Annotated in this window: 28 protein-coding genes; 13 read left to right on the top strand and 15 right to left on the bottom strand. The window is 70.9% G+C overall.

Annotation, left to right across the window (positions count from 1 at the left end):
• Positions 1-251 precede the first annotated feature (251 nt).
• Positions 252-3,788, top strand: a complete 3,537-nt coding sequence (gene metH / locus GT755_RS18390) for a methionine synthase (protein ID WP_161480920.1) — start codon at positions 252-254, stop codon at positions 3,786-3,788.
• A 97-nt stretch (positions 3,789-3,885) separates the two neighbouring features.
• Here the strand turns inward: metH and GT755_RS18395 are convergent, their stop codons facing one another.
• From GT755_RS18395 to GT755_RS18415, 5 genes are all read right to left on the bottom strand, one after another.
• A complete protein-coding gene (locus GT755_RS18395; protein WP_161480921.1) occupies positions 3,886-4,272 on the bottom strand; it encodes a nuclear transport factor 2 family protein in 387 nt (128 codons plus the stop codon).
• A gap of 4 nt (positions 4,273-4,276) precedes the next feature.
• Positions 4,277-5,086, bottom strand: coding sequence for a sigma-70 family RNA polymerase sigma factor (locus tag GT755_RS18400; protein ID WP_328794401.1), 810 nt, complete (start codon positions 5,084-5,086; stop codon positions 4,277-4,279).
• Between the two features lie 40 nt (positions 5,087-5,126).
• Positions 5,127-5,963 carry a hypothetical protein gene (locus tag GT755_RS18405; protein WP_161480922.1) on the bottom strand — a complete coding sequence of 279 codons (837 nt, stop codon included), beginning with the start codon at positions 5,961-5,963 and terminating at the stop codon, positions 5,127-5,129.
• A 90-nt stretch (positions 5,964-6,053) separates the two neighbouring features.
• Positions 6,054-6,698, bottom strand: a complete 645-nt coding sequence (locus GT755_RS18410) for a hypothetical protein (RefSeq protein ID WP_161480923.1) — start codon at positions 6,696-6,698, stop codon at positions 6,054-6,056.
• 105 nt (positions 6,699-6,803) lie between these two features.
• Positions 6,804-7,295 (bottom strand): MarR family winged helix-turn-helix transcriptional regulator, encoded by a 492-nt coding sequence (locus GT755_RS18415; RefSeq protein ID WP_161480924.1) that lies wholly within the window; start codon positions 7,293-7,295, stop codon positions 6,804-6,806.
• A 63-nt stretch (positions 7,296-7,358) separates the two neighbouring features.
• Here GT755_RS18415 and GT755_RS18420 point away from each other — a divergent pair, with 63 nt between their 5' ends.
• Positions 7,359-8,498, top strand: a complete 1,140-nt coding sequence (locus GT755_RS18420; protein WP_161480925.1) for an amidohydrolase family protein — start codon at positions 7,359-7,361, stop codon at positions 8,496-8,498.
• Here GT755_RS18420 and GT755_RS18425 read toward each other — a convergent pair.
• On the bottom strand, positions 8,495-8,908 hold the full coding sequence (locus GT755_RS18425) for a hypothetical protein (protein WP_161480926.1): 414 nt from the start codon (positions 8,906-8,908) through the stop codon (positions 8,495-8,497). The genes GT755_RS18420 and GT755_RS18425 overlap by 4 nt on opposite strands.
• Positions 8,820-10,520 (bottom strand): CopD family protein, encoded by a 1,701-nt coding sequence (locus GT755_RS41185; RefSeq protein WP_161480927.1) that lies wholly within the window; start codon positions 10,518-10,520, stop codon positions 8,820-8,822. The genes GT755_RS18425 and GT755_RS41185 overlap by 89 nt, the downstream gene beginning before the upstream one ends.
• Positions 10,521-10,645: 125 nt before the next feature.
• Here GT755_RS41185 and GT755_RS18435 point away from each other — a divergent pair, with 125 nt between their 5' ends.
• Both GT755_RS18435 and GT755_RS18440 read left to right on the top strand, forming a co-directional pair.
• On the top strand, positions 10,646-10,879 hold the full coding sequence (locus tag GT755_RS18435; RefSeq protein WP_030452918.1) for a hypothetical protein: 234 nt from the start codon (positions 10,646-10,648) through the stop codon (positions 10,877-10,879).
• Entirely contained in the window at positions 10,876-11,202 is a 327-nt protein-coding gene (locus tag GT755_RS18440; protein WP_161480928.1) for a hypothetical protein, read from the top strand. Before GT755_RS18435 ends, GT755_RS18440 begins: the two co-directional genes overlap by 4 nt.
• A gap of 10 nt (positions 11,203-11,212) precedes the next feature.
• Here GT755_RS18440 and mmuM read toward each other — a convergent pair whose 3' ends face one another.
• Genes mmuM through GT755_RS18455 form a run of 3 tightly spaced genes read right to left on the bottom strand, consistent with a single transcriptional unit; the run spans position 11,213 to position 13,280 of the window.
• Positions 11,213-12,031: a homocysteine S-methyltransferase gene (gene mmuM / locus GT755_RS18445; RefSeq protein WP_161480929.1), complete on the bottom strand. Its 819-nt coding sequence runs from the start codon at positions 12,029-12,031 to the stop codon at positions 11,213-11,215.
• Entirely contained in the window at positions 12,028-12,828 is an 801-nt protein-coding gene (locus tag GT755_RS18450) for a GNAT family N-acetyltransferase (RefSeq protein ID WP_161480930.1), read from the bottom strand. The genes mmuM and GT755_RS18450 overlap by 4 nt, the downstream gene beginning before the upstream one ends.
• Positions 12,825-13,280: a GNAT family N-acetyltransferase gene (locus GT755_RS18455; RefSeq protein ID WP_030452922.1), complete on the bottom strand. Its 456-nt coding sequence runs from the start codon at positions 13,278-13,280 to the stop codon at positions 12,825-12,827. The genes GT755_RS18450 and GT755_RS18455 overlap by 4 nt, the downstream gene beginning before the upstream one ends.
• A gap of 18 nt (positions 13,281-13,298) precedes the next feature.
• On the opposite strand from GT755_RS18455, the gene GT755_RS18460 reads away from it, so the two are divergent.
• Complete coding sequence (locus GT755_RS18460; protein WP_161480931.1) at positions 13,299-14,024, top strand: GNAT family N-acetyltransferase; 726 nt, start codon at positions 13,299-13,301, stop codon at positions 14,022-14,024.
• Here GT755_RS18460 and GT755_RS18465 read toward each other — a convergent pair.
• Complete coding sequence (locus tag GT755_RS18465) at positions 13,996-15,108, bottom strand: alpha/beta hydrolase (protein WP_161480932.1); 1,113 nt, start codon at positions 15,106-15,108, stop codon at positions 13,996-13,998. The two genes, GT755_RS18460 and GT755_RS18465, sit on opposite strands and share 29 nt — an antisense overlap.
• A gap of 35 nt (positions 15,109-15,143) precedes the next feature.
• Between GT755_RS18465 and GT755_RS18470 the strand changes: the two genes are divergently transcribed.
• The 4 genes from GT755_RS18470 to GT755_RS18485 all read left to right on the top strand — a co-directional run bounded on the left by GT755_RS18470 (position 15,144) and on the right by GT755_RS18485 (position 18,422).
• Entirely contained in the window at positions 15,144-15,713 is a 570-nt protein-coding gene (locus tag GT755_RS18470; RefSeq protein WP_161480933.1) for a class I SAM-dependent methyltransferase, read from the top strand.
• 191 nt (positions 15,714-15,904) lie between these two features.
• Positions 15,905-16,612: a molybdate ABC transporter substrate-binding protein gene (modA, locus tag GT755_RS18475; protein ID WP_161481197.1), complete on the top strand. Its 708-nt coding sequence runs from the start codon at positions 15,905-15,907 to the stop codon at positions 16,610-16,612.
• Between the two features lie 44 nt (positions 16,613-16,656).
• A complete protein-coding gene (locus GT755_RS18480; RefSeq protein WP_161481198.1) occupies positions 16,657-17,394 on the top strand; it encodes an ABC transporter permease in 738 nt (245 codons plus the stop codon).
• A complete protein-coding gene (locus GT755_RS18485; RefSeq protein ID WP_161480934.1) occupies positions 17,391-18,422 on the top strand; it encodes an ABC transporter ATP-binding protein in 1,032 nt (343 codons plus the stop codon). Before GT755_RS18480 ends, GT755_RS18485 begins: the two co-directional genes overlap by 4 nt.
• Here GT755_RS18485 and murG read toward each other — a convergent pair.
• The 4 genes from murG to GT755_RS18505 form a co-directional block, all read right to left on the bottom strand.
• Positions 18,410-19,549: an undecaprenyldiphospho-muramoylpentapeptide beta-N-acetylglucosaminyltransferase gene (murG, locus tag GT755_RS18490; protein WP_328794402.1), complete on the bottom strand. Its 1,140-nt coding sequence runs from the start codon at positions 19,547-19,549 to the stop codon at positions 18,410-18,412. The two genes, GT755_RS18485 and murG, sit on opposite strands and share 13 nt — an antisense overlap.
• A gap of 130 nt (positions 19,550-19,679) precedes the next feature.
• Complete coding sequence (locus GT755_RS18495; RefSeq protein ID WP_161480935.1) at positions 19,680-20,537, bottom strand: sporulation protein; 858 nt, start codon at positions 20,535-20,537, stop codon at positions 19,680-19,682.
• A gap of 45 nt (positions 20,538-20,582) precedes the next feature.
• A complete protein-coding gene (locus tag GT755_RS18500) occupies positions 20,583-21,383 on the bottom strand; it encodes an ion transporter (RefSeq protein ID WP_328794403.1) in 801 nt (266 codons plus the stop codon).
• A gap of 43 nt (positions 21,384-21,426) precedes the next feature.
• Positions 21,427-22,143 (bottom strand): SDR family NAD(P)-dependent oxidoreductase, encoded by a 717-nt coding sequence (locus GT755_RS18505; protein ID WP_202610192.1) that lies wholly within the window; start codon positions 22,141-22,143, stop codon positions 21,427-21,429.
• 86 nt (positions 22,144-22,229) lie between these two features.
• Here GT755_RS18505 and GT755_RS18510 point away from each other — a divergent pair, with 86 nt between their 5' ends.
• The 4 genes from GT755_RS18510 (at position 22,230) to GT755_RS18525 (ending at position 26,284) form a co-directional block, all read left to right on the top strand.
• On the top strand, positions 22,230-23,840 hold the full coding sequence (locus GT755_RS18510; protein ID WP_161480938.1) for an ABC-F family ATP-binding cassette domain-containing protein: 1,611 nt from the start codon (positions 22,230-22,232) through the stop codon (positions 23,838-23,840).
• A 64-nt stretch (positions 23,841-23,904) separates the two neighbouring features.
• Positions 23,905-24,708 carry a hypothetical protein gene (locus GT755_RS18515; protein ID WP_328794404.1) on the top strand — a complete coding sequence of 268 codons (804 nt, stop codon included), beginning with the start codon at positions 23,905-23,907 and terminating at the stop codon, positions 24,706-24,708.
• 23 nt (positions 24,709-24,731) lie between these two features.
• The gene (locus GT755_RS18520) at positions 24,732-25,814 is read left to right on the top strand and encodes a saccharopine dehydrogenase family protein (protein WP_161480939.1); all 1,083 of its coding nucleotides are present in this window, start codon (positions 24,732-24,734) and stop codon (positions 25,812-25,814) included.
• 158 nt (positions 25,815-25,972) lie between these two features.
• Entirely contained in the window at positions 25,973-26,284 is a 312-nt protein-coding gene (locus GT755_RS18525; protein WP_161480940.1) for a hypothetical protein, read from the top strand.
• Positions 26,285-26,299: the final 15 nt, after the last annotated feature.

A 26,299-nucleotide genomic window follows, 5' to 3' on the forward strand; every position in this document is an offset into this window, starting at 1 on the left:
AACTCTCTCCTTTGGGGGGTCAGGCTCCAAAATGTTTCGGAGATGTTCCGAAACCGGATGCTAACCGTGTCGGGCAAAGTGAGAAAGACCCAGTTTGAAACGCCGAAAAGTTTCGATGGTATTGACAGCCGGGGCGTTTGTTAAACTAGGCGGCAGGTCGAGAGGCGCTGCAACGGGCTGGTCAACGCCCGCCACGCTCGGCTGGAACCACCCCGACAAGGTCGCCTCTTCCATCGTTCGGAGGAGGCTCAGTGGATCTTCGTCAGCTGCTCGCCGACCGGGTCGCGGTGCTCGACGGCGCCTGGGGAACCATGCTCCAGGGCGCCGGGCTCACCCCCGCCGACTATGGCGACGAGCGCTACGCGGGCGACCCCGACATGCTCAACGTGACCCGGCCCGACGTGATCCTCGACGTCCACCGGCAATATCTCGCCGCCGGCGCCGACATCACCACGACCAACACCTTCACCGCCACCAGCTTCGGGCAGGCCGACTACGGCGCCGAGCAGTTCGTGCGGGAGCAGAACCTCCAGGGTGCGCGGCTGGCGCGGCAGGCGGCCGACGAGTTCGGCGGGCGGTTCGTCGCCGGCTCGGTCGGGCCCCTCAACGTCACGCTCTCGCTCTCGCCGAAGGTCGACGACCCGGCCTACCGGGCGGTCACGTTCGACCAGGTCAAGGCGGCCTACGTCGAGCAGATCGCGGCGCTCGCCGAGGGCGGGGTCGACCTGCTGCTGATCGAGACGATCTTCGACACGCTCAACTGCAAGGCGGCCATCGCCGCCGCCCGCGAGGTCGCGCCGCACCTGCCGCTGTGGATCTCGGTCACCATCGTCGACCTGAGCGGGCGCACCCTCTCCGGGCAGACCGTCGAGGCCTTCTGGCGGTCGATCGAGGCCGCCGAACCGCTGGTCGTCGGGGTCAACTGCTCGCTGGGCGCGACCGAGATGCGGCCCCACGTGGCCGAGCTCTCGAAGATCGCGGGGGTGTACGTCGCCAGCCACCCCAACGCCGGCCTGCCCAACGCGTTCGGCGGCTACGACCAGACGCCCGAGGAGACCGGCGCGCTGCTCGGCGAGTTCGCCCGGCAGGGCATGGTCAACATCGCCGGCGGGTGCTGCGGCACCACCCCGGCCCACATCGCCAAGATCGCCGAGGCCGTGCGAGGCCTCAAGCCGCGTGTGGTGCCCACTCCCGAGAAGGCCACCCGGTTCTCCGGTCTTGAGCCGTTCGCGATCGGGCCCGACACCGGGTTCGTCATGATCGGCGAGCGCACCAACGTGACCGGTTCGGCCAAGTTCCGGCGGCTCATCGAGGGCAACGACCACCAGGCGGCCGTCGACGTCGCGCTGGAGCAGGTGCGCGGCGGCGCCAACCTGCTCGACGTCAACATGGACGCCGACCTGCTCGACAGCGAGCAGGCCATGACCACCTTCCTGAACCTGATCGCGACCGAGCCCGAGGTGGCCCGGGTCCCGATCATGGTCGACAGCTCGAAGTGGTCGGTGCTCGAAGCCGGGCTCAAGTGCGTCCAGGGCAAGGGCGTGGTCAACTCGATCAGCCTGAAGGAGGGCGAGGAGGTCTTCCTCGACCACGCCCGGCAGATCAAGAACTACGGCGCCGGCGTCGTCGTGATGGCCTTCGACGAGCAGGGCCAGGCCGACACGACCGAGCGCAAGGTCGCGATCTGCGCCCGCGCCTACGACCTGCTCACCCAGCGGGCCGGGTTCGCGGCCGAGGACATCATCTTCGACCCCAACGTGCTGGCCGTGGCGACCGGCATCAGTGAGCACAACGCGTACGCGAAGAACTTCATCGACGCCCTCCCGCTGATCAAGGAACGCTGCCCCGGAGTCCGGATCAGCGGCGGCATCTCGAACCTGTCGTTCTCGTTCCGGGGCAACGACGTCGTCCGCGAGGCCATGCACTCGGCGTTCCTGTTCCACGCCGTCAAGGCGGGGCTCGACATGGGCATCGTCAACGCCGGGCAGCTCGCGGTCTACCAGGACATCCCCGCCGAGCTCCTGGAACTCGTCGAAGACGTGATCTTCGACCGGCGTGAGGACGCCACCGACCGGCTCGTCTCCTACGCCGAGACGGTCAAGGGCAGCGGCACCGCCCGGACCGTCGACCTCTCCTGGCGCGAGGCGCCGGTCGAGGAGCGGCTCGCGCACGCGCTCGTCCACGGGATCGTCGACTTCATCGTCGAGGACACCGAGGAGGCGCGGCAGAAGTCGGCTCGGCCGCTCGACGTCATCGAGGGGCCGCTGATGGACGGCATGAAGATCGTCGGCGACCTCTTCGGCAGCGGCAAGATGTTCCTGCCGCAGGTCGTCAAGAGCGCCCGGGTGATGAAGCGCTCGGTCGCCTACCTCGAACCGTTCATGGAGCAGGACAAGTCCGAGACCGGCCAGGGCACGGTGGTGCTGGCGACGGTGAAGGGCGACGTCCACGACATCGGCAAGAACATCGTCGGGGTCGTGCTGGGCTGCAACAACTACAAGGTCATCGACCTGGGCGTGATGGTCCCCGCGGCCAAGATCCTCGAAGTCGCCGAGGCCGAGGGCGCCGACGTGATCGGCCTGTCCGGCCTGATCACGCCCTCGCTCGACGAGATGGTGTCGGTGGCCGCCGAGATGTCCCAGCGCGGCATGTCCACGCCGCTGCTGATCGGTGGCGCGACCACCTCCAAGCAGCACACCGCGGTCCGCATCGCGCCCGCCTACGACGCCCTCACCCTGCACGTGCTCGACGCCTCGCGCGTCGTCGGCGTGGTGTCCGACCTGCTCGACCCGGCGCGGGCCAAGGAACTGGCGATCAGGTCCAAGGCCGACCAGGCGCGGCTGCGCGAGCAGCACGAGACCCGCATCCGGCAGCCGCTGCTGTCGCTGAGCAAGATCCGGGCCAACCGCACCGCCGTCTCCTACGACGACCTGCCGGTCCCCGAGTTCACCGGGGTGCGCCGGGTGAGCCCCTCGATCGCCGAGCTGCGCGAGTTCGTCGACTGGCAGTTCCTCGGCCTGGCCTGGGGCCTCAAGGGCAAGTACCCCGCGATCCTGGAGCGGCCCGAGGCGCGCGAACTCTACGACGACGCGTTCGCCATGCTCGACCAGATCATCGCCGACGGCTCCTTCCGGGCCGAAGGGGTCTACGGCTTCTGGCCGGCCCACTCCGAGGGCGACGACATCGTCATCGGCGACCGCCGGTTCCCGATGTTGCGGCAGCAGACCCAGAAGCCCGAAGGACGCCCCAACCGGTGCCTGGCCGACTGGGTGGCCCCCGAGGGCGATCACATGGGCGGCTTCGCCGTGGCCATCCAAGGCGCCGAGGCCCTGTCGGCCCGCTACGAGGCCGACAACGACGACTACAAGTCGATCATGGTGAAGGCGCTGGCCGACCGCCTGGCCGAGGCGTTCGCCGAGTGGATCCACCTCAAGGCCCGCCGCGAGTGGTTCGAGCCCGGCGCCGAGCCCGCGCTCGAAGACCTGCACGCCGAGAAGTTCCGCGGCATCCGCCCGGCGCTCGGCTACCCGGCCACCCCCGACCACAGCGAGAAGCGCGACCTGTTCGAGCTGCTCGGGGCCGACGAGGTGGGCATCGGCCTGACCGAGTCCTACGCGATGACCCCGGCGGCGGCGGTCAGCGGCCTGATCCTGCAGCACCCCGACGCCCGCTACTTCACGGTCGGCCGTCTCGACAAGGACCAGATCCACGACTACGCCGCCCGGCGGGGCATGCCGGTCGACGAGGTGGAGCGCTGGTTGCGCCCCAACCTCGCCTACGAGCCCTAAAGAGCCCCGGACTCCTTCTGACGGCCGCCGAGGTGCTGGTTCGGGCACCTCGGCGGCCGTCGTTCAGGCCGTGGCCGGGCCGGGCGTCGCGGATGGTTCACTCATCCGCGTGCTCCATGGGGAACGAGTGGTGCTCGTGGGCGATCTGCCACGCCCCGTCGATCTTCTTGAGCCCGAAGGTGAGACGCAGCCGCGCCGGGCCGTCGTCGGCGGCGGCGGCGCAGCGGGCCAGGGCGTACGCGAACGCCACATCGGTCCCTTCGACGACGTCGAGCGACTCAAGCTCGAAGACCGCGCCCGAGCGCTGCCACTCGAAGAACTCGGGCCAGGTGGTCCGGTAGGCGTCGAGGCCGTAGACCCCCTCGTAGGGAGGGGGCACGTCGAACATGGCCACGTCGTCGGTGTGGTGGGCGGTGACCTGCTCCAGGTCGCCCTCGTGGGCTGCGCGGGCCCAGGTCTCGATCAGCTTGCGGATGTCATCCATACCTCTACAACCCGCAGAACTTCACGAATTCGTCGCCGATGAACGAGACGACCGAGGATATTTTGGCGCCACGGAAGACGAGGATGTCGAGGCTGGCGGGAAGCTCCACGCCGTCGTCGATCACGTAGGTGACCCAGACCTTCGGCGAGGCGGTCGGCACGAACCGCCAGCCGTACTGGAGCGGCCCATCGGCCAGGAACTTCCGGATCTCCGCGTGACCGTGGTAGCGCTCGTCGAACGGCGGCATCGTGAACCGGGCGTCGTCGGTGAGCATCGAGACGATCGCCTCCAGGTCGCCGGCGGTCCAGGCCTCGGCGTAGCGGGCGGCGGCCTCCCGCTGCCCCTCCTCGCCGAGCGAGTCCTGTTCGGCGAGGACCGCCCGTGCCCGCCTGACCGCGCTGTGCACGGCGGCAGGCGAGGTCCCGAGCATGTCGGCGGCCTCGCGGGCCGAATAGCCGAGCACGTCGCGCAGCAGCAGCGCGGCCCGCTGCGTCGGGGTCAGGTGGTGGATGGCGGCCACGAAGGCCAGCTCGACGCTCTCCCGGACGAGCACCTGCGCCTCGGCGCTGTCGACGAACATCGGGGGGCCGAGCTCGACCGGTTGCTTCCGCTGCCCGATGAGGGTCAGCGCCCGGTTGGTCGCGATCTTGTAGAGCCAGGGCCGCAACGAGCCCTCGAACCCGTCGAGGTTGCGCCAGGCCCGCTGGAGGGTCTCCTGTACGGCGTCCTCGGCGTCGTCCATGGAGCCGAGCAGGCGGTAGCAGTGGGCCCGTAACTCGTCGCGGTAGCCGGCGACTTCCTCGAAAGACGTCACCCCGCCGATTCTGCCGAACCGGCGGGGTGCGGGACGGGCGTCAGTCGCCCAGGTTGATCCCTCCGAGGACCTTCGGCGCGAAGCTGAAGTCGGCGTCCTCCAGGTCCAGCACGTACTTCTCGGCCGGAGCGTCGATCCAGACCTTCTTGCCCCAGTTGGTCAGGTGGGTGTCGGAGGCCAGCACGACCTTCTGGGTGTTCTTCGCGCTTGGCGACTCGAGCTCGTCACGGGTCGTGATACGGCGGATCAGGCCGTCCTTCGTGCCGATGTACAACTTCCAGTTGGTCGTCCACAACAACGGATAGTCGGGCAGGCCGAGGTCGAGCTTGATCTTGCCGGCGTAGACCGTGGTCGCCACCCCGTCGACGACGCCGCCCGGCTTCTTCGACGTCGTCGTCTTCAGCAGCGTGCGCAGCTCCTGGGGCGACAGGACGTTGACGGCCGTGCTGCCCAGCCCCGACGCGTTGCCCTTGCCCTTGAGCCGGAGCCAGCTCTTGCCCGGGGGCATGTCGAAGAAGTCGACGAGCCCGCCGCTCATGTAGGTCGCGCCCTTGAGGCTGATCGTCTGGGACGAGGCGTCGGGGAACTCGCCGAACAGGTCGGTGAACTCCTTCGGCAGCTCACCGTCGGCGGAGCTGGTGGCGATGGTGTTGCTCGCCGTCACCCGCGAGCGGCCGAACTGCAGGTCGCCGTAGGTCCGGCTCTTGAATCCCAGCGAAGGGGTCAGCTTGCTGACCGAGTTGAAGTGGACGCCGCGGGCGCTCGTGAGCTGCGCCGCCAGCGCCGCCACCGGATCTGCCGCCTTGGCCTGCGCCGCCCCCGTGGTCAGCGCGGTCACCATGACGAACGCCGCGGCGGTCGCGATTAATCGCCTCATTGTTGTGTGCCACCCCGTTGGTTGTGATGTGCCGGTAACCCTGTCCTATCCGGACAGGGTTATCAAGCGGACGTTACGAAATCGGTTCTATTAGCTAGTCGAGGTGACGAATCGCTGGTCAGGGGCGTAAATCCAGACCTGCTTGCCCCATTCCGAGAGATGGGTGTCGCGGACCGTGCGGTCTTTTCCATCCTTATTCGCCGTGTCACTCGTGACCCGCCGAATCAGACCGTCACCGCCGATCCAGACTTTCCAGTCCGTCACACGGGTCTTCCCGCGTATGCGGCCTTCGTAGACCGTCGTCGACACCCCGTCGAGGACGCCCCCAGCGGATTTCTTCTTCGCCGATTTCAGCAGTGCACCGATCTCCGCCACCGAGAGCGCGTGGACGGCGGGGTCGTCGAGCCCCGCGGCCGTCACGTCGCGCTTCAGCTTCCATCCGCCGTTGTCGTCGTCGTGGTAGACGTCGTCGCCGACCCAGATGGTCTCGCTGATGTTCTCGTGCCGCTCTTCCTGCGTGGCGGTGGGTCCGAGGACCCGCTCCACGATGGCGCGGTTGGCCTTCACCCGGGACCATCCGAACTGGAGGTCACCATAGATCTTGTAGGTGGCGTCGTCGGTTCTCTGCACCGTCTCGTAGTGCACCCCGTGGGCGCTTTCGAGTCTGGCCGCGAGTGCCTGGAGGGGGTCGGCGGGCGCGGCGGCGGCCGGGGTGGCGAGAACCGTGCCCACCATGGCCGCACTCCCGGCGAATGCGATTAATCGCCTCATGGCGGACAGCGTATTGGTGCGAAGTCCTCAGGTGTTGAACTTCCTGACCGTTATCACGAAACCTTCACATCAGACGCCGTCGCCGAGGTCGGTGAGCACGTCGCGCAGCAGGTCGGCGAGGGCACGCAGGCGTTCGGGCGGGACGGGCGACAGCAGCTCCCGATGGGCCTTCGTGGTCTCCAGCGCGAGCTGTTCCGACTTGGCCACGCCTTCGGGGGTGAGCCGGACCCACGACGACCGGCCGTCGGCCGGATCGGGTTCGCGGTCGACCAGCCCGGCCGACTGGAGCCGCTGGAGGATGTTGCTGGTGCCGCCCGTGGTGAGCATCAGGTGGTTCGCCAGGCCGCTCGGCTTGAGGCGGTAGGGCGGGCCCTCGCGGCGGAGGGTGGCGAGCACGTCGAAATCGGCGTAGGTCAGACCGTGGGCGCCCAGGACGCGGGCGGTGACCTCCTCGATCATCCCCTTCAGCCGGGCCGACCGTTTGACGATCTCCAGTTCGGTCGTGGCGGCCTCGGGCAGCTCGGCCCGCCACCTGGTGATCATCTCGTCCACACGGTCCATGGCTTGAGTCTAGATGCCTTGGCTGATAGCTTTCTAAAAAGCTTTCTCGAAAGGAATCTTGTCATGCGTACCCTCATCACCAACGCGACCCTGCTCGACACCGACCCGCAGCCCCGCGTCGTCGACGGCGACCTGCTCATCGAAGACGGGCGCATCGCCGCCGTCGGCCGCGGCCTGAGCGCCGACCACGTCGTCGACGCGGAGCGGGCGATCGTCATGCCCGGCCTGGTCGACGCCCACAGACATGTCTGGCAGAGCGTGCTGAGATCGCTGAACCCCGACGCGACGCTCGGCGAATACCTCGACCTCGTGCTCGGCCGGCTCGGGCCCTCCTTCACCGAGGACGACGTCCACGCCGCCAACCACTGGGGCGCGCTCGACGCCCTCGACGCCGGGATCACCACCCTGTACGACTGGTCGCACGTCCCCCACCCGGAGGCGGCGCTCGACGGACTGGCACGGGCGGGCGTGCGGGCCGTGTTCGCCCACCCCGACCGCGAGGCGCTGACCCGGCTGCGCCCTCCGGCGCACGTCACTCTGGCCCTGGCCGCCACCGGTCCCGTCTACGGGCCGGTCGAGGAGGCCGTACAGGACTGGAAGACGGCTCGTGAGATGGGCCTGCACATCAGCCTGCACGCCACGGGGACGGGCGCGGTGGAGAGCATGCACCGGCACGGGCTGCTCGGGCCCGACGTGATGGTCGTGCACGGCAACGGCTTCACCGACCGGGCCCTGCGCATGATGGCCGACGCGGGCACCACCGCCACGGTCACCCCGGCCGTGGAGGCCCAGATGGGGCACGGCGCCGCGGAGACCACCAGGTTCCGGGCCGGCGGGATCGCGACCGGGCTCGGGGTCGACACCGTCGTCACCGTGCCCGGCGACCTGTTCTCGGTCATGCGGGCCGCGCTGCCGGGCACTCCGGCGGCCGAGGTGCTGAGGATGGCGACCATCGAGGGCGCCCGCGCCATCGGGCTCGACCGGGAGATCGGCTCGCTCGCGCCCGGCAAGCACGCCGACCTGGTCATGATCTCCACTGACACGCCCGGAATGGCGCCGGTGGGCGACCCGGTGCGGGCGGTCGTGGGGTCGGCGGGCCGGGCCGACGTGCGGGCCGTCTTCGTGTCGGGCCGCCGCGTCGAGACGACCTCGGCGCGGGCCAGGGAGCGGGCCGAGGAGGTCAGGGCCCGGCTGACCGCCTAGGAGTGGCCGCCGTGCTCGGCCGTCTCGACGTGCCCGCCGAGGCGGGGGACCAGCCCGGTCAGCTCCTTCTCCGGGCCGACGACGACCCAGCGGGTGCCGACGAGGTAGGTGCCGCCGTAGGCCTGGGCCCCCTTCAGCCAGTCGGTCTGGTTCTTGTCGGCCGCGAAGGTCAGCACCACCGACTGGTAGGTCGGGGCGGCGCACATCGCCTGGCGCATGTCGGGCTGCTTGCCCTGGATCTCCGGCGTGCAGCCGATGACGCCGGTGATCTCCTCCAGGGTGTGCGCCGGGGCGACCGCGTGGTGGCCGGTGGCCTGGGACTCAGCGCCCCCGATGGCCCACCAGATCACGGGGATCGCCGCCAGCGCGAGGATCGGCAGCGTCCAGCGTCTGGTCACGACTAGCGGCATGACCGTCCTCCTTCTTCGGTGAGAGCCGCGCCGTCGCGACGGCGACGGCCGCGATCGCGGCGTAGATCAGGGCGCCGAGCCACTGGTCGCCCACGGGCAACCAGGTGATGTCGCCGAGTTGCGAATACCAGCCCCGGCCCTGGTCGGGGCCGAGCAGCAGATAGAGGGCGACCAGCGCCTGGGTCCCGGCCATGACCGGCCAGATCCCACTGCAGATGGTCGTGTACGCCGCCACGGCCAGCCCCAGCAGCACGAGCAGCCGGACCGCCGGCACCGACTGCGACAACTCGAACAGCGGCGTGGTGAACAGGGCGAGCGAGGGCACCGTCGCGGTCACCAGGCCCAGCCAGGCCGGTGGCCGCCACGGCCGCCACGCCATCGCCAGCATGGCCGGGACCAGCACGCCCACGATCGCCCACTGCACGAGCTGCGCCGACACCATCGCGCGGGCGTAGGTGCCCAGGCCGCCCACGGTCGCGTAGGCGAACAGGGCCAGGCCCGCCGCCCACATCACCGGACGCCGCCGGTCGGACCAGCGGAAGTAGGCCGCGCAGGCGAGCGCGACGGCCAGCAGCAGGATCGGGTCGGGCCGCCACTCGGTGACGAACCGTCCGGGAGCCAGGATCGGCAGGTAGAAGCCCAGCACGCCGTGGGCCGGCGACTCCCCGGGCGGCGGCGGGGTGCGCGAGAGCGCCACGGCCAGACCCATCGTGGCGGCCATCAGCACGACCTCCCCGGCGGCCAGCCGCAGGAAGGGACGCCTGGTGGTGGTGAAGGCCGCGATGGTGCGGGTCCGGTGGCGCAGGCCGAACCACCCCAGCGCGCCCATCGCGGCCAGCTTGAGGAGCACGAGCACGCCGTACTCCGACGTCCAGAGCAGCTCAACCCGGCCCAGCCGCACCCACGCGTTCAGCAGGCCCGACAGGGCGACCGTCACGTAACACCACAGGGCGAGCGTGCTGAACCGCTCGACCGCCCTGACCGGCGCGCCCCGCATGAACACCAGCAGCCCGAACAGCCCGCCGACCCACAGGACCACCCCGCCGAGGTGGACGAGCAGGCTCGACACCGCGAAGTCGTGGTCGACGGCCGAGGCGGAGTGGCCCGCGTAGGCGGGCGGCAGCACCGCGGCCACCGCCACGGCGAGCAGCACCCACGGCCGCCCCCGCGCCACGAGGCTCAGGAGGACGATCGCGAGCGCCAGGACGTACACGACCAGGAACGACAGGCCCTGCGGGACGTACAGGACGAAGGTCGAGAGCATGCCCGACCGCAGCGCTTCGAGCACCGGCGCGCCGACGAAGTCCGACAGCGTGAGCAGCACGGTCGCCGCCGCGCTGCCCGCCCATGCCAGCGCCCAGCGGGGGACCGCCCGCGCCACGACGTCCTTTTCGCCGAGCAGCACCGCCGCCAGCAGCGACCCGACCGTGCCGACCGCGCACAGGTCGTGGACCAGCCGCATGATCGGCAGCCCCCACGTGGTGAAGGCGCCCGGCGACGGGAGCCCCCGGATGGCGGGCAGGTCACGCGGCCCGCCGAACAACTGGACGAGCACGAGGGCGCCCAGCCCCGCGGCCAGGGCCAGCGCGCACACGAGCACGGGTCGCCTCACGCCCGGAGATACGCCGCCCGGCGCGATCGGGTTCGGCCAACGAAAAGGTAACAATGTGCGATGCCTGCCGCCGACCGGTCCGCGCCCGCATTGAGCTGCGCTTTTCCGCCACGCACAGTGGAGGCATGGTGACCTCCTACCGCGAAGTCGTCGACCGCATCTACACCCTGGCCCGGTTACATGCGCTGTCGGTCAGATGGCGCGAAACGACGACGGCGAGTCGCCTACTCTTGCTGTACGACGGAACCGAGGTGGTCGTGGGGCGGTCGTTGGTCCCGATACGGAACATCACCCGTGCGGCTCTTGACGACGTCGAGCACGACCTTGAACACGTCTTCGGAAGGGGCTGGTTGCGGTGACCACCGCCGTCCACCGGCTGACCGTCAGGGTCAGCAGGGAACGTGCTCTCGACCGGGACGTCGAGGTCTGGTACGCCCGCCCGGTGGATGCCCCGATCCGCTCCGGCGTGTCGGCCGAGACCCTGACCGAGCTCCGCGAGGCCGTCGACGGCGTGAAGCACTTCATCCTCGACGTGTCCGCCGACACCCTGGTCGAGGTCGACTACCACTACGACCTCCCGGGCGTCTCGCCCGAGGTGTGGCAGGCCCACCGCGAACTGCTCGCCCACCTCGACAAGGCCGGTCTGTCGGCCGCCGACAGGGCGGCCCTGCTCGCGGGGTGACCCGGGTGTTTCACGTGAAGCCGAGTCGCCGTCTGATCTCCGTGATCTGCTTCGGCGTCGTGCGGCAGCAGCCGCCCACGTGGGTCGCGCCCGTCCAGTCGCCGACGGGGAAGTCGTCGCCCACACCCTCCCATGTGCGCTCCTGGGCGTTCCAGGTCTCGCCCGAGTTCGGGTAGACGACCCGCGCCCCCAGCGTGATCAGGTTGGCGATGTATGCCGGGTTGGTGCAGTTGGCCCCGACCGGCACGTCCATGGCGGCGGCGGCTTCAATGAACGGGGTTCCGTCGCTGATGGTGTGGTCGTCGCGGCACGAGAAGCTGATCCAGCCGTCGACACCGGTCTCGTGGAAGAGGCGCAGCAGCGCTCTGGCCTCGGGCAGCGAGGGGATGGTCTCGGCCACCACCAGGTCGGCGCCCGCCCCGGCCAGCAGGTGGAAGCGGTCGCGGTGCCAGGTGTACAGCTCGTCTTCGGTCAGGCCGCCGTAGTCGCCCGTGTACTCCTGGCCGTCGGCCAGGTAGGCGCCGTAGGGCCCGACGCTGGCCGCGACCAGGCCCGCGCCGTGTTCGTCGCGGGCCTGCCGGGCCAGCTCGACCGACGACACGATCAGCGCCTTGGCCTCGGCGACGGACGCGCCGTGCCGGGTGAAGCCCTCGACCGTCGCCTGGTAGCTGGCCGTCGTCGCGACGTCGGCCCCGGCGGCGTAGAAGTCGAGGTGGGCCCGGCGGATCACGCCGGGGTCGTCGGACAGGAGCCGGGCCGACCAGAGGTCGTCGCTCAGGTCGGCGCCGAGGGTCTCCAGATGGGTCGCGAGCCCGCCGTCGAGGATCATGCGAGCGCCTGCATGACGGGCGTGTAGACGCGGGAGACGTCGGTGGTCATCGGGGTGCCGTATTCCATGATGGTCGTGCTGAAGGCGGGGGTGAGGCCGTGGTCGCGGGCCCAGCGCGCGGCGGCGGGCAGGAACGCCTCGACGCGGATCGGGCCGGTCGCCTCGGCGGCCAGGTCGGAGAGCAGGTCTTCGGCGTCGGCGGCCGACGCCGCCACCACCGGGCCGAGGATGGTCATGTGGCCGTTGTGCCAGGAGGCGCCGAAGCCGCCCTCGGTCACCCGGAAGCTCTCGCAGAAGCCCGGCAGCCGCGCGAACAACTCGGCCCGGGGAGCGCCGTAGACCTCCTCGTCGAGCTTGACGACCGCCGCGAGGTCGGTCAGTTCCGCGGTGCGCCGGGACGCCGTGCCGGTGAACGTGCCGGTGTAGACGTCGCAGACGCCGGTCGCGCGGAAGCCGAGGCGTTCGTACAGGGGGCGGCCGTAGGCGGTGGCGGTCAGGGTCGCGGTGTCGGTGCCGGCCACGTCGAGGGCGTGGCGCATCAGCCGGCCGCCGAGGCCCTGGCGTTCGTAGCGGCGGGCCACCAGCATCATGCTGATCGCGGTCACGCGGGTGCCGAACCGGACCAGCGCGACCGTGGCCGCCAGGCCGTCGCCGTCGGGGGCGTCGACGCCGTGGACCTCGCCGATCTCGTAGAGGAGACGGCACTTCTCGCGTTCGGGCGTCCAGTCGCGCTGGACCGCGAGGTCGAGGAAGTCGTCGAGCCGGTCGACGCCGAGCCGGTGGATCGAAAACGTCATTCGTCAATCAATCGGTCGAAATAGACACGGTCCGCACCCGGGCCATCGTAGTCGGCGATCGGTTCGCTCACGCGGAACCCCATCGCGGTGTGGAAGGCGATCGAGCGTGTGTTGCGCGGCGAGGTGATCGCGGCGACGCGGGTCCGGCCGGCCGAGTGGACCAGGGAGAAGAAACGTCGGTAGAGCTCGCGCCCCACGCCGCTGCGCCGGAAGGTCGGGGCGACCCCGACGTAGTGGATGTACGCGAGGTCGCGCTGCCCCTGCGAGAGGAAGCCGACGAGGAAGGCCACGAGGTGGCCGTGGGCGTACACGACGAAGCTCGTGTTGTGGAAGTGGTCGAGGAACAGACGCGTCAGCCCACCCTGGACCGGCGCGCCCCACCACTCGTCGACGACCGCCTTGATGGCGTCGTAGTCGGAAGGTTTCGCCGGGCGAACCTCTATCTCGGACACGACCCTATTGTGGGGCGCATGCGACAGATCAGGGCCAACGACCTCGGGGTGGCGGCGATCAGCTTCGTCGAAGGGGTGCGCGACGGCCGCCCGTGGGCCGACTACCTGGAGGTGATCGGCCCCGGCGCCGTCGAGGTGATCCTGACGCAGCTCAAGGGCTGGGCGGTCTCCACCGACGTCGACCTCGGCCGCGAACTCCTCGCGCGGGGCGCCCGCAGGCTCCGGCACGCCCACTCCATGTACGCCGACCTCACGGCCCTCCCCTCCGCCCCCGGCACCCCGCCCGAGGGGGTGCGGTTCACCACGGTCGACCGCTCGCCGGAGGACATCTATCCCGCCATCAGCGCGGCCTACCCGCCCGGCCACGTCGACCACCACGCGCACGACCGCGACCAGGCCATCGCGACCGAGCTGATCCCGCTCCTCGACGGCACCATGGTCGGCCCGCTGATGCCGTGCAGCGCGCTGGCCGTGAACGACGCGGGCGCGGTCGTCGCGGGCGTGTTCGTGAACGACTTCAAGACCGTCCCGTGGGTGACCGAGGTCTTCCGCCACCCCGGCCTGTCGGTCCCGGGCACCGGCGGGCGGCTGCTCCGGCACGTGCAGCTCAAGGCCGCCGCCGACGGGCTCGACCGGCTGGGCCTGGCCGTCAGCGACGGCAACCCGGCCCAGCGGGTCTACAGCCGGCTCGGGTTCGCCGTCACCCACACCTCGTTCACCGTGGTGATCGGAGAAAGTCCCTGACCGCCCGCTCGTAGGCGTCGGGGTCGACGTTCCACGACCCGGTGTGGCCGCCGCCCTTGGTCTCGACCAGCGTGGTGAGGTCGGGCCTGGCCCGCGCGAACGCCTGCGCCCGGTCGACCGGCACGGTCGCGTCGTCGTGGTCGACGAAGATCAGGATCGGCAGGTCGAACTCGGCGGCGTGCTCGACGTGGTCGAGGTCGTCGAAGCTCAGCCCGGTACGGGCCATGATCACCCACTGGCCGACCGTGGTGAGGAAACCGGGCACCCCCATCTGCCGCGCGCCCAGCGCGATCGGCGAACGCCAGTCGAGGACCGGGCTGTCGAGGATCAGCGCCGTGACGCCCGCGCCGGGCAGCCGCCTGGCGGTCATCGCGGAGATGCCGCCACCCATCGACCAGCCGTAGAGGACGAACTTCTTCGCGCCATGGCTGCGCGCGTAGTCCATGGCCGCCCGAACGTCCTCCCACTCGGTGTCGCCGAGGTGGAACCGGCCGTCGGGGCTCGCCGGGGCGCTCTCGTCGTTGCGGTAGGTGATCGCGAGCACCGGATGGCCCAGGTCGTGGAGCGTGGGCAGGATGCGCAGCGCCTCGCCTCGGCCGCCGTTGCGGCCGTGCACCGCGATCACCCACGTGTCCGACGTGCCCTCGGTCCGCCAGGCGGGGAACACGCCCAGCGGCGACTCCACCCCGACCTCCTCGTAGGGCACCCCGACCGACTCGGGGGTGCCCGCACCCCACATCCAGCGGTCGAGATAGGCCGACACGCCCGGCCGCAGGTCGCCGCTGCGCACCTTCTCCACTTCGCGGGTGACCGTGCCGGCCCCGACGGAGATCGCCTCGCCGAGCACCGCGTTGCCGCCGGCCCAGGTCAGGCCGTAGGTCCCCGGCGCGTCGGTGTCGCCGCCGCCCTTCAGCGTGACCTGGCCGTCGCCGACGGCGGTGACCTCGATCGGATAGTTCGAGGTGTGGACGGGATCGATCACGAGACCCGAGTAGTAATAGCCGGCCGCGCCCAGGGCGAGCGCCACGACGACGACCGTGCCGGTCGTGCCCAGCAGCACGCGGCGCCGCCATTTCGTCCGCATGGGTGCAATTTATACGTGGGCCTAGCATCGCTGGCATGGAAAAGCACGAGACCAGAGCCTTCTTCGCGGCCCGCGCCGCGACCTGGGACGACACGTTCCCCGACGACGGCCCGGCCTTCGCCGCGGCCATCGCGCACCTGGGGCTGCGACCCGGCCAGGTCGCTCTGGACGCGGGCTGCGGCACCGGCCGCGCGATGCCGTTGCTGCGCGAGCACACCGGTCGGGTCGTGGGGGTGGACCTGACGCCGGAGATGGCCTCCAAGGCTCGGGAACGCGGGCCGGCGCTGATCGGCGACGCCTCCGAACTGCCCTTCGCCGACGCGACGATCGGCGGCATCCTGGCCGCCGGTCTGATCGGTCACCTGGGCGACGCCCGGGTGACGCTGCTGGAGTTCGCCCGCGTCGCCCGCCCGGAGGCCCGGCTGGCCCTGTTCCATCCGGTCGGCCGCGCCGTGCTCGCGGCCCGGCGGGGCCGCGAACTGTCGCCGGACGACATCCGCGCCGAACACCGGATCACCCCGCTGCTCCGGGCCACCGGCTGGGAACCGGTGCACTTCCACGACGACGACGACCACTACCTGGCCGTGGCGCGCAGGGCCGCCTAGACGTCGGCCGCCGACGCCGGAGCGGCCGGTTGGCGCCGGACACGGCGCGGGCGGAGCCGTAAACGGATGACCTCGCAGAAGCGAGGCTATCGCTCGATTAGTGTGGCAATTGCGACGCATCCACGTAATCTTGGAAGGATTCCTCCGGTAGGGAGTGCTCGGTGCTGAAGCGTCTGGTCGTCGTCGTGTCGATGTTCGTGCTCGCGGCCTGCGGGTCGTCGTCGGCGCCCGCCGAGACCGAGCTGACGGTCTTCGCGGCGGCGTCGCTCACCGGGACCTTCACCGAACTCGGCAAGCGGTTCGAGGCCGCGAATCCCGGCACGAAGGTGACCTTCAACTTCGGCTCCAGTGCCACGTTGGCCCAGCAGATCACCCAGGGCGCGCCCGCCGGCGTGTTCGCCGCCGCTTCGCCTGCGACGATGAAGACCGTGGCCGACGCCGGCCTCGCGGGCACGCCGACCGTGTTCGTGAAGAACAAGCTGGAGATCGCGGTGCCGCCGGACAACCCCGCCAAGGTCGAGAACCTCAAGGACCTGACCGATCCCGAGGTCAAGGTCGCCCTGTGCGCCGAGCAGGTGCCGTGCGGCGCCGCCGCCGTCAAGGCGCTCGACGCGGCCGGGCTGAAGGTCACGCCGGTCACGCTGGAGCAGGACGTCAAGGCCACCCTCACCAAGGTCGAACTCGGCGAGGTCGACGCGGCGCTCGTCTACAGGACCGACGTCATCGCCTCCGCCGGGAAGGTCACCGGCATCCCGTTCCCCGAGGCCGACCAGGCGGTCAACGACTACCCGATCGCCACCCTGAAGGACGCCTCGCCCCTCGCTCGGCGGTTCGTCGACCTCGTGTTGTCCAAGCAGGGCGAGGACGTGCTGACGAAGGCCGGATTCGAAGCGCCGTGAGAAGCCGTGTCCCCTGGCTGCTGGTCGTCCCGGCCGTACTGGGGATGGCGTTCCTCGTCCTGCCGCTGGCGGGGCTGCTCGTCCGGGCGCCGTGGTCGACGTTGCCGCAGCGGCTCTCCGAACCCCAGGTGCTGGAGGCGCTGCGGTTGTCGCTGGTCACCGCGTCCGTCGCGACGGCGGTCTGCCTGGTGCTCGGGGTGCCGCTGGCGTGGTTGCTGGCCCGCACCGACTTCCCCGGCCGCCGGCTCCTTCGTGCGCTGGTGACCGTGCCGCTGGTGCTGCCGCCGGTGGTCGGCGGGGTGGCGCTGCTGCTGGTGCTCGGGCGGCGCGGGCTGGTCGGGCAGTGGCTGGAGTCGGTGTCCGGGTTCTCGTTGCCGTTCACGACGGCCGGGGTGGTCGTCGCGGAGGCGTTCGTGGCGATGCCGTTCCTGGTCATCGCGGTCGAGGGGGCGCTGCGCGCGGCCGACGTGCGTTACGAGGAGGCCGCCGCGACCCTGGGCGCCTCCCGTTTCACCGTGTTCCGCCGGGTGACGCTGCCGCTGGTCGCGCCCGGCGTGCTGGCCGGGGCGGTGCTCTGCTGGGCGCGGGCCCTGGGGGAGTTCGGCGCGACGATCACGTTCGCGGGCAACTTTCCGGGCCGCACCCAGACGATGCCGCTGGCCGTCTACCTCGCGCTGGAGACCGAGCCCGAGGCGGCGATCGTGCTCAGCCTGGTGCTGCTGGCCGTGTCGGTGTTCATCCTGGTCGCGTTGCGCGACCGGTGGGTGGGGGCGGCGGCATGACGCTGCGCGCCCGGATCGTGGTGCGACGACCGGCCTTCCGGCTCGACCTCGACCTGACGGTCGGCCGCGGTGAGGTCGTCACGCTGCTCGGCCCCAACGGCGCCGGCAAGACGACGGCCCTGCGTGCCCTCGCCGGTCTGATCCCGCTGACCGAGGGGTCGATCGAGCTCGACGGTGTGCGCATCGAGCGTGAACCGGCCGAGCGGCGTCCCGTCGGCGTCGTCTTCCAGGACTACCTGCTCTTCCCCCACCTGTCCGCGCTCGACAACGTCGCCTTCGGCCCCCGCTGTCAGGGGAGGTCGAAGGCCGAGGCCCGGTCGCTGGCCCGGGAACTGCTCGACCGCATGGGGCTCGCGGAGTTCTCCTCGGTACGCCCCCGCCGCCTCTCCGGCGGACAGGCCCAGCGGGTGGCCCTGGCCCGCGCCCTCGCGGTCGAGCCGCGCCTGCTGCTGCTCGACGAGCCGCTGGCCGCCCTCGACGCCCACACCCGCCTGGAGATCCGCTCCGAGCTCCGCCGCCGCCTGACCGGCTTCGACGGCGCGACCGTGCTGGTCACCCACGATCCGCTCGACGCGATGGTGCTGGCCGACCGGCTCGTGGTCGTCGAGAACGGCGCGGTGGTCCAGGAGGGCACGCCGGCGGAGATCGCCCGCCGTCCCCGGACCGACTACGTGGCCCGGCTCGTCGGCCTCAACCTCTTCCGGGGTGAGGGCGACGGCGACCGGGTGAGGGTCGGCGACCTGGTCTTCGCCGCCGAGGAACGGGTGAGCGGCCCGGCGTTCGTGGCGTTCGCGCCGGGCGCGGTGGCGCTCTACCGCACCCGTCCCGACGGCAGCCCCCGCAACCTGTGGGAAGGCCGGATCGACGGCATCGAACGGCACGGCGACCACATCCGCGTCCACGTCGACGGCCCGGTGCCGGTCGCCGCCGACGTCACCCCGGCCGCCGTGGCCGAGCTCGACCTCACGCCCGGCCGTCGCATCTGGGTCTCGGTCAAGGCCACCGAGACGCACGCCTACCCGGCCTGAAGCACCTCGTCGGCGAGCCGCTCGGCGGCGTCCGGACGACCGTGCAGCCGCGCCTGGGCGGCGAGCGCCGCACGGTGTGCGGGGTCGGCCAGCAGCGGGGCGACCGCCGCCTGCAGCTTCTCGGGCGTCACCTCGCCGAGCAGCGCGACCGCGGCCCCGGCCCGCTCCAGATAGGAGGCGTTGTGGGCCTGCTCGTTCCCGGCCGAGGTGGCCAGCGGGATCAGCACGGCCGCCTTGCCGAGCGCCGTGACCTCGGCGATGGTGCCGGCGCCACTGCGGGAGACCACCACGTCGGCGAGCGCCAGCACGTCGGGCAGCTCCGCGCCCACGAAGCCCTTGACCTGGTAGCGGGCCGCCAGGGCGGGCGGCAGGGTGCGCGCCGCGGCGGCGACCTGCTCCTCCTCGGCCGGGCCGCACTGGTGGATGACGTTCGCCCGCTCCAGCAACCACGGCAGGATCGCGGTGACGAGCCCGTTGATCTGGCGGGCCCCCTGGGCGCCGCCGGTGACGTACACGGTCGGCAGGGCGCGGTCGAAGCCGTCGACCGGCGCGCGGTCGGCCCGACCGGTGAGCACCTCGGCCCTGACGGGGTTGCCGGTCACCACGGCCCGTCTGCGGGCCGGGCCTGACAGCAGCTCCAGCGACGCCTCGGCCGTCACCGCGACGCGGGCCGCGCCCCGGGCGAGCACCCGGTTGGCCAGCCCGAGCCGGACCGTCTGCTCGTGGATGACCAGCGGCACCCGGCACACCCGCGCCGCCACGCCGACCGGCACCGCGACGTAGCCACCGGTGCCCAGCACCACGTCGGGACGGAACCGGCGCACGATCGAGACGGCCTGGAAGACCCCGAGCGGCACCCGGAACATGTCGCGCACGTTCTCGGCCGACACCATCCCCAGCACGCTCCGGGCCCGGCGCACCTTGCCCGTCGCCACCGGGGCGAACGGGATGCCCTCGGCGGTGGCGACCCGCTCCTCCAGGCTCCCGGCCGCGCCGACCCAGAGCACCTCCAGCCGCCCGCCGGTCCGGGCCCGCAGCGCCCGGACGGTGGTCAGCGCCGGGAAGGTGTGCCCGCCGGTGCCGCCCCCGGAGACGATCAGGCGGAACGGTTCTGCCTCGAAGATCACGACCTGGGACGATAGCAGTCAGATCCGCCAGAGTCGGTCATCGGCCCGGATCCCTGTCCGGGTGGTTCTCGGCTCGCAGAATGGACGAACGGCGGCCACCAGCGCAGGCGGCCGCCGTCCGTCGGGTCGGTCACTCCTCTTCGAAGACGTCCTCGAAGACCTCTTCCACGACCTCGCCGAGGATCATGCCGCCGACGACGCCCGCCGCGGCCCCGGCGACCACGCCGCCCATGCCCATGCCGCCACCGTGGCTGTAGTGACCGCCGTGGTGGCCGTAGGAGCGCTGGGCCAGCCAGTCACCGAAGACCGACGTCCAGTCGGTGCTCAGGGCCTCCTGGTGGGTGGTGGGGAAGCGGCCGATCGTGTCGTGGCCGCCTTCGATCACGATCTCCAGGTGGTGGGGGTCGGAGATGAAGGTCACCTCGATCTCGCCGTACTGGTGGGAGGTGAACTCGATCTCCTGGTAGAACGGCAGCGTCTGGCGGGAGCCGGCGATGTGCCCGGCCTCCAGGTCGGCCGAGCGGAAGTGGAATCCCAGCCGCGACAGCGACTCCAGCACGTGCACCTGCGCGGGCAGCGGCGCGACCTCGATCATGTCGAGGTCGCCCTTGTCGACCGCCTTGGCGATGGCCAGTTCGGTGCGCACGCCGACCGCCATGCCGCGCAGGCCCTCGCTGATCGGCGTCTCCCACGGCACCGGGAGCTGGAACGGGATCGTCCGCTCCTCGCCGGTCCGGAGGGTGAACGGCCCGGAGACCGGGAATCCGAAGAACTCGCGCAACCCGCTGCTCTCGCCTTCGCTGTGCTCGATCTCGACGCGGGCGACGAGGCTGAGGGTGATGTGCTCGATCTCCGCGTCGACCTCTCCACCCTTGATCCGCACCTCGCCGGAAAGGGCGCCGCCGGGCTGGGTGCGGGGGGTGTGCAGAACGGTGTCCACCGAGGGGGCGCCGACGCCGAATGCGCTCAGCATCCGTTTGAAGACCACGATTTCTCCTGTCGAGTTGGACGTCTCGGCCGCACGCCAGAACGCTCAGCGGCGGCGTACGGTTCCGCGTTCGAGAAGAAGATCGAGTTTGGCGTGGAGTGCGGCGACCTCTTCGCGAAGTTCGACCAGCTCGGCCTGGGCCAGCTCCTCCGACGGCGACGGTTCGGCGTCGTTCATGGCGTTGACCACGACGGCGATGAAGAGATTCAGGGCGACGAAAGTCGAGATCAGGATGTACGAGATGAAGAACACCCAGGCCCACGGCTTGTGCTCCATGACCTCCTTGGCGACCGTGCCCCAGTCGTCGCCGGTCATGATCTGGAACAGGGTGAACAGCGAGTCGGGCAGCTCGTCGAACCGCACGGGCGCGATCTCGCCGAACAGCTTGGTCGCGATCACGGCCGCGATGTAGATCATCAGGAGCAGCAGCCCGATGATCGACGCCATCCCCGGCACGGCCGTGAGCAGCGCGCTCACCACCCGCCGCATGCTCGGCACGGCCGACACCAGTCGCAGCGCGCGCAGGATGCGCAGCGCCCGGAGCACCGATGTCGGCCCGGACGCGGGGACCAGCGCGACCACCACGATGATCAGGTCGAACCAGTTCCACGGGTCGGTGAAGAAGTCGCGGCGGTAGGCGTAGAGGCGGGCGAGGATCTCGACGGCGAAGACGGCCAGGGCGATGTGGTCGATCGTGACGAGCAACCAGCCCACCTGGGCCATGAGGGTGGCGCTGGTCTCGCAGCCGATGGTTATGGCGTTGACGACGATGAGGACGACGACGGCACGCTGGACGGCCGGGCGTTCGAGGAACCGGCGAACACGTTCATGTCTGGCTAATTCCACGCGAAAGATCATCCCACCGGACGGGTCGGTCAACCCTGCCGGGTCAGAGCGCGGAGCCGCCGCCGTCCACGGGCACCACGGCCCCGGTCATGTACGACGCCTTGTCGGACGCCAAAAACGCCACCACCTCGGCGATCTCCTTGGGCGCCGCGGCGCGGTGCAGCATCGTGCCCTCGTCGAACTCCTTGGCCCGCTCGCCCAGGCTGTGGTACATCGAGGTCTCCACCGGGCCGGGCGCGACGGCGTTGACCCGCACGCCCCGGTCGGCGAACTCGGCCGCCCAGGTGCGGGTGAGCTCGTTGATGGCGGCCTTGGTGGCGCCGTACACCGACAGGAACGGCACGGCCACCACGGCGGCGATGGTCGAGATGTTCACGATCGCGCCGCGCCCGCGCTCCATCATCCCGGGGACCAGCGCCTGGGTGAGGAAGTAGGGCGCCCTGAGGTTGAGCGCGAGGGTCTTCTCGAAGACCTCGGGATCCTGGCCGACGGTCGCGGAGACCGGCGCCATCCCGGCGTTGTTGACGAGAACGTCGACGTCGCCCGCCTCGGCGGCCAGGTCATGGAGCTCGTCGAGGTCGGTCAGGTCGGCGGGCACGAACCTGGCCGAGCCCCCGTTCTGCACGATGTCGTCGACGACCATGGCGCCCTTGGCGGCGTCGCGCCCGGACACGATCACGTCGTCGCCCTGGGCGCCGAAGACACGGGCGCTCTCGGCGCCGATGCCCTCGGTGGACCCGGTGATAAGCACAGATCTCATAACAGACATAACCGGCAAATCGGTCAGCTCAGTTCCGTCCGGATAAGTGTTGGCACCCGATCTCCCGTCTCAATACCCTCGACCGCATGGCCCACGTCGAGATCGCCCATATCACCCATGTCCTGCCCGACGGCCGGCCATTGCTCAACGACGTCTCCTTCCGCATCGGCGAAGGCGTCAAGGCCGCCCTCGTGGGCCCCAACGGCGCGGGCAAGACGACGCTCATGCGGCTGATCGCGGGCGACCTCCAGGCGGTCGAGGGCACGGTCGCCAGTTCCGGCGGCCTCGGTGTGATGCGCCAGTTCATCGGCAGCATCCGCGACGGCCGGACCGTCCACGACCTGCTCCTGTCGGTCGCCCCGACCCGCGTCAGAGACGCCGCCGAGCACCTCGCCAAGATCGAGCTCCTGATGATGGAGCGCGACGACGAGAAGACGCAGATGCGCTACGCGCAGGCGATCACCGACTACACCGACGCGGGCGGTTACGACATCGAGGTCCTCTGGGACACCTGCACGATGGCGGCGCTGGGCATCCCGTACGACAACTGCAAGTACCGCGAGGTCAACACCCTCAGCGGCGGGGAGCAGAAACGGCTGGTCCTGGAGGCCCTGCTGCGCGGCCCCGATCAGGTCCTCCTCCTCGACGAGCCCGACAACTACCTCGACGTGCCGGGCAAGCAGTGGCTGGAGCAGGTCCTCCGGGAGACCCCGAAGACGGTCCTGCTGGTCTCGCACGACCGCCAGCTCCTCGCCAACGCCGCCGACCGCATCGTCACGGTCGAGTCGGGCAACATCTGGGTGCACGGCGGCGGCTTCACCACCTACGCCCAGGCCCGCAGGGAGCGCAACGAGCGCCTCGACGAGCTGCGCAGGCGCTGGGACGAGGAGCACGCCAAGCTGAAGCGCCTGGTCAACATGCTCAAGCAGAAGGCCACCTACAACGACGGCATGTCGGCCGCCTACCACGCGGCCCAGACCCGGCTCCGCAAGTTCGAGGAGGCGGGCCCGCCCGAGATGGCGGCCAAAGACCAGAACATCAACATGCGGCTGCGCGGCGGCCGCACCGGCAAGCGGGCGGTCATCTGCGAAGGCCTGGAGCTGACCGGCCTGATGAAGCCGTTCGACCTGGAGGTCTGGTACGGCGAACGGGTGGCCGTGCTGGGCTCCAACGGCTCCGGGAAGTCCCACTTCCTGCGGCTCCTCGGCGGCGAGGAGGTCGCCCACACCGGCGTCGCCCGGCTGGGCGCCCGGGTCGTCCCCGGGCACTTCGCCCAGACCCACTCGCATCCCGAGCTGATGAAGCGCACCCCGTGCGAGATCGTGATGACCGAGCACGCCCGGCTGAAGAACGAGGCCATGAAGATCCTGGCCCGCTACGAGCTGGCCGGGACCATCGCCGAGCAGCGCTTCGAGACCCTGTCGGGCGGCCAGCAGGCCCGTCTCCAGATCCTCCTGCTGGAGTTGTCGGGCGCGACGCTGCTGCTGCTCGACGAGCCGACCGACAACCTCGACCTGGCCAGCGCCGAGGCGCTCCAGGAGGGCCTCGACGCCTTCGACGGGACCGTCATGGCGGTCACCCACGACCGCTGGTTCGCCGCCGACTTCGACCGCTACCTCGTCTTCGGCGCCGATGGGAAGGTCTACGAATCGTCAGAGCCCGTCTGGGACGAGGGGCGGGTCGTCCGCGCGCGTTAAAGATTGGGTCCGCTGTTGGCGGGTCGAGGTGAACGGGGCCGCACGTACGCGTTATCACGGCCTGGTGACGCACCGTATGACAGCCCTGGCCCTGTCGTTCCTCTCCGTGACGCTCCTGGTCTCCGGGTGCTCGGGGGACGAGGAGACCAAGAAGACCGAACTCGCCCCGCTCGCACTGAAGGAGCAGACCTCCTCGGTCGTGCAGGCCAGCGGGGGCTACCTGGTCAACTGGGCCGCCGTGCTCAACAACGGCAACAAGTGGCACTTCGGCGAGAACGCGGTCGCCACGATCACCGGGAAGGACGCCGCCGGCAAGGAGGTCGTCCGGATGGAGCAGCCGCTCGACGCGGTCGCGCCCGGCGGGTCGCTGGCGTTCACCGGTGAGGCGCTGGCGGTCGAGAAGCCGGTCAGCGTCAAGATCGACTACAAGCCGGCCTCGTGGCACCAGGCGGCGCGGGTGCCGTCGGCGTACAAGACGTTCCCGGTGACCCGGGTGTCGACCGAGAAGCTGGGCGCCTCGTCCTACCTGATCACCGGCTACGTCGAGTCGCCCTACACGCGGCCGGCCGGGAGCCTGGTGGTGACGGGGCTGCTGCGCGACGCCGCTGGCAAGCTGATCGGCGGGGGCACCGCCTTCGTCGACGACGTGCGGCCGGGGGCGAGCCGCCGGTTCATCATCACGGTCGAGAGCGTCAGCGCCGGGGTCGCCGCCGCCACCGCCGTCACGGCGCGCACGTGGGGCGCCACCGCCAAGCCCTACGAGGACCTGGCCGCCGGCGGGGCCGCGCCGATCTTCACCCAGGCCCCCAAGACCGCGCCGTTCGCCAAGGACCGGGGCTACACCGTCATCACCGAACAGAAGCCGTGAACCGCTGAGGTTACGGTAATGGCATGACCACCCCCCGTATCGTCCTGTTCGGCGCCACCGGCTACACCGGGCGGCTCACGGCGAAGGCGCTGGTCGCGCTGGGCGCCGAGCCTCTCCTGGCCGGGCGGGACCCCGCCCGGCTGGCGGATCTCGCCGCCTCGCTGCCGGGCACGCCGCCCACGGCGGTGGCCGACGCGACCAGGCCGCGCTCGGTGGCGCGCCTGCTCGAACCCGGCGACGTGCTGGTCTCCACGGTGGGACCGTTCCTGCGGTGGGGCGACGCGGCGGTCATGGCGGCCGTCGAGGCGGGCGCGGTCTACCTCGACTCGACCGGCGAACCGCCGTTCGTCAAGCGCGTCTTCCAGCGCCACGGCCCCGAGGCGGCCGCGGCGGGCGCGACCCTGATCCCCGCCTTCGGGTACGACTACGTCCCCGGCAACCTCGCCGCCGCCCTCGCCCTCCGTAAGGCCGGCAACGACGCGGTCCGGGTCGACGTGGGCTACTTCCTGCGCGGCAACGTGGCCAAGAGGGCCAGTGCCGGAACCCGCGCCTCCGCGCTGAGCATGATCCTCGAACCCATGTACGGTTTCCGCGACGGCCGCATCGTCCGAGAGACGGGCCGGACCCGGGCCTTCGCCTTCGGCGCGCGCAGACGTCACGGCATCGCCATGGGGGCCAGCGAACACTTCGCCCTGCCGCGCACCCACCCCCGGCTGCGCGAGGTCAACGTCTACCTGGGCTGGCTCGGCGGCCTGACCCGCGCGGCCGGCGTCTTCGCGAGGGCCACCCCGATCCTGAGGGCGCTGCCCGGGTCGAGGCGGCTCATGGCGGCCATGGCCGAGCGGGCGGCCCGCTCGGCGAACCAGGAGGCCCAGCCGATCGCCTCCCAGACCATCGCCGAGGCCTACGCCCACGACGGCACCCTCCTCGCCACCGTCCGCCTCAACGGCGGCGACCCCTACGACCTCACCGCCAGGCTGCTCGCCTGGGGCGCGACGAACGCCCTGGTCGGCGGGGTGGGCGGCATCGGCGCGCTCGGCCCGGCCGAGGCGTTCGGCCTCGACGCGCTCACCGAGGGGTGCGCGTCCGTCGGGCTGACTCCGTGAATCACCAAGAAACCGCGCGTCGCGGAGGTATCACTCAGCGTTCGTGATATTCCCCCGAATAAGGCTCGATCTTTCTTCCGGGGGCGATTGCCATGAAGAACCTCAAAGTACGGCCTACACCGCGATTCGGGCGTGGCACCGCCTCCACGAAGGACCTCATGACCTCCTGGGCCCTCGTCGAGGCGGCGGTGGCGCGGCGCGACGCCCCGTACACCTCGGTCGTCTGGACCGCCCGGCTCGGCTACCTCTCGCTCCCGCTGCTGTTCCTGGGCGGCGTGGGCGTCTTCCTGGCGATCGGCGCACTGGTCATGGGCGTGCGGGCGCTGCGCGAGATCGCCGACGACCACCCCCGGTCGATCAACCGGGGCGTGGTCGAGACCGCCATGGTCTGCGCCGGGGTGACCCTCGCGCTGGGCGCCTCGGCCGCAGCCGCGGCGGGCCTGGCGATCGTGGCCGGCGGGCTGGCGTGAGACCTCGCCCATGGG

Source organism: Herbidospora solisilvae (assembly GCF_009901565.1).
In the GTDB taxonomy this organism is placed as follows: domain Bacteria; phylum Actinomycetota; class Actinomycetes; order Streptosporangiales; family Streptosporangiaceae; genus Herbidospora; species Herbidospora solisilvae.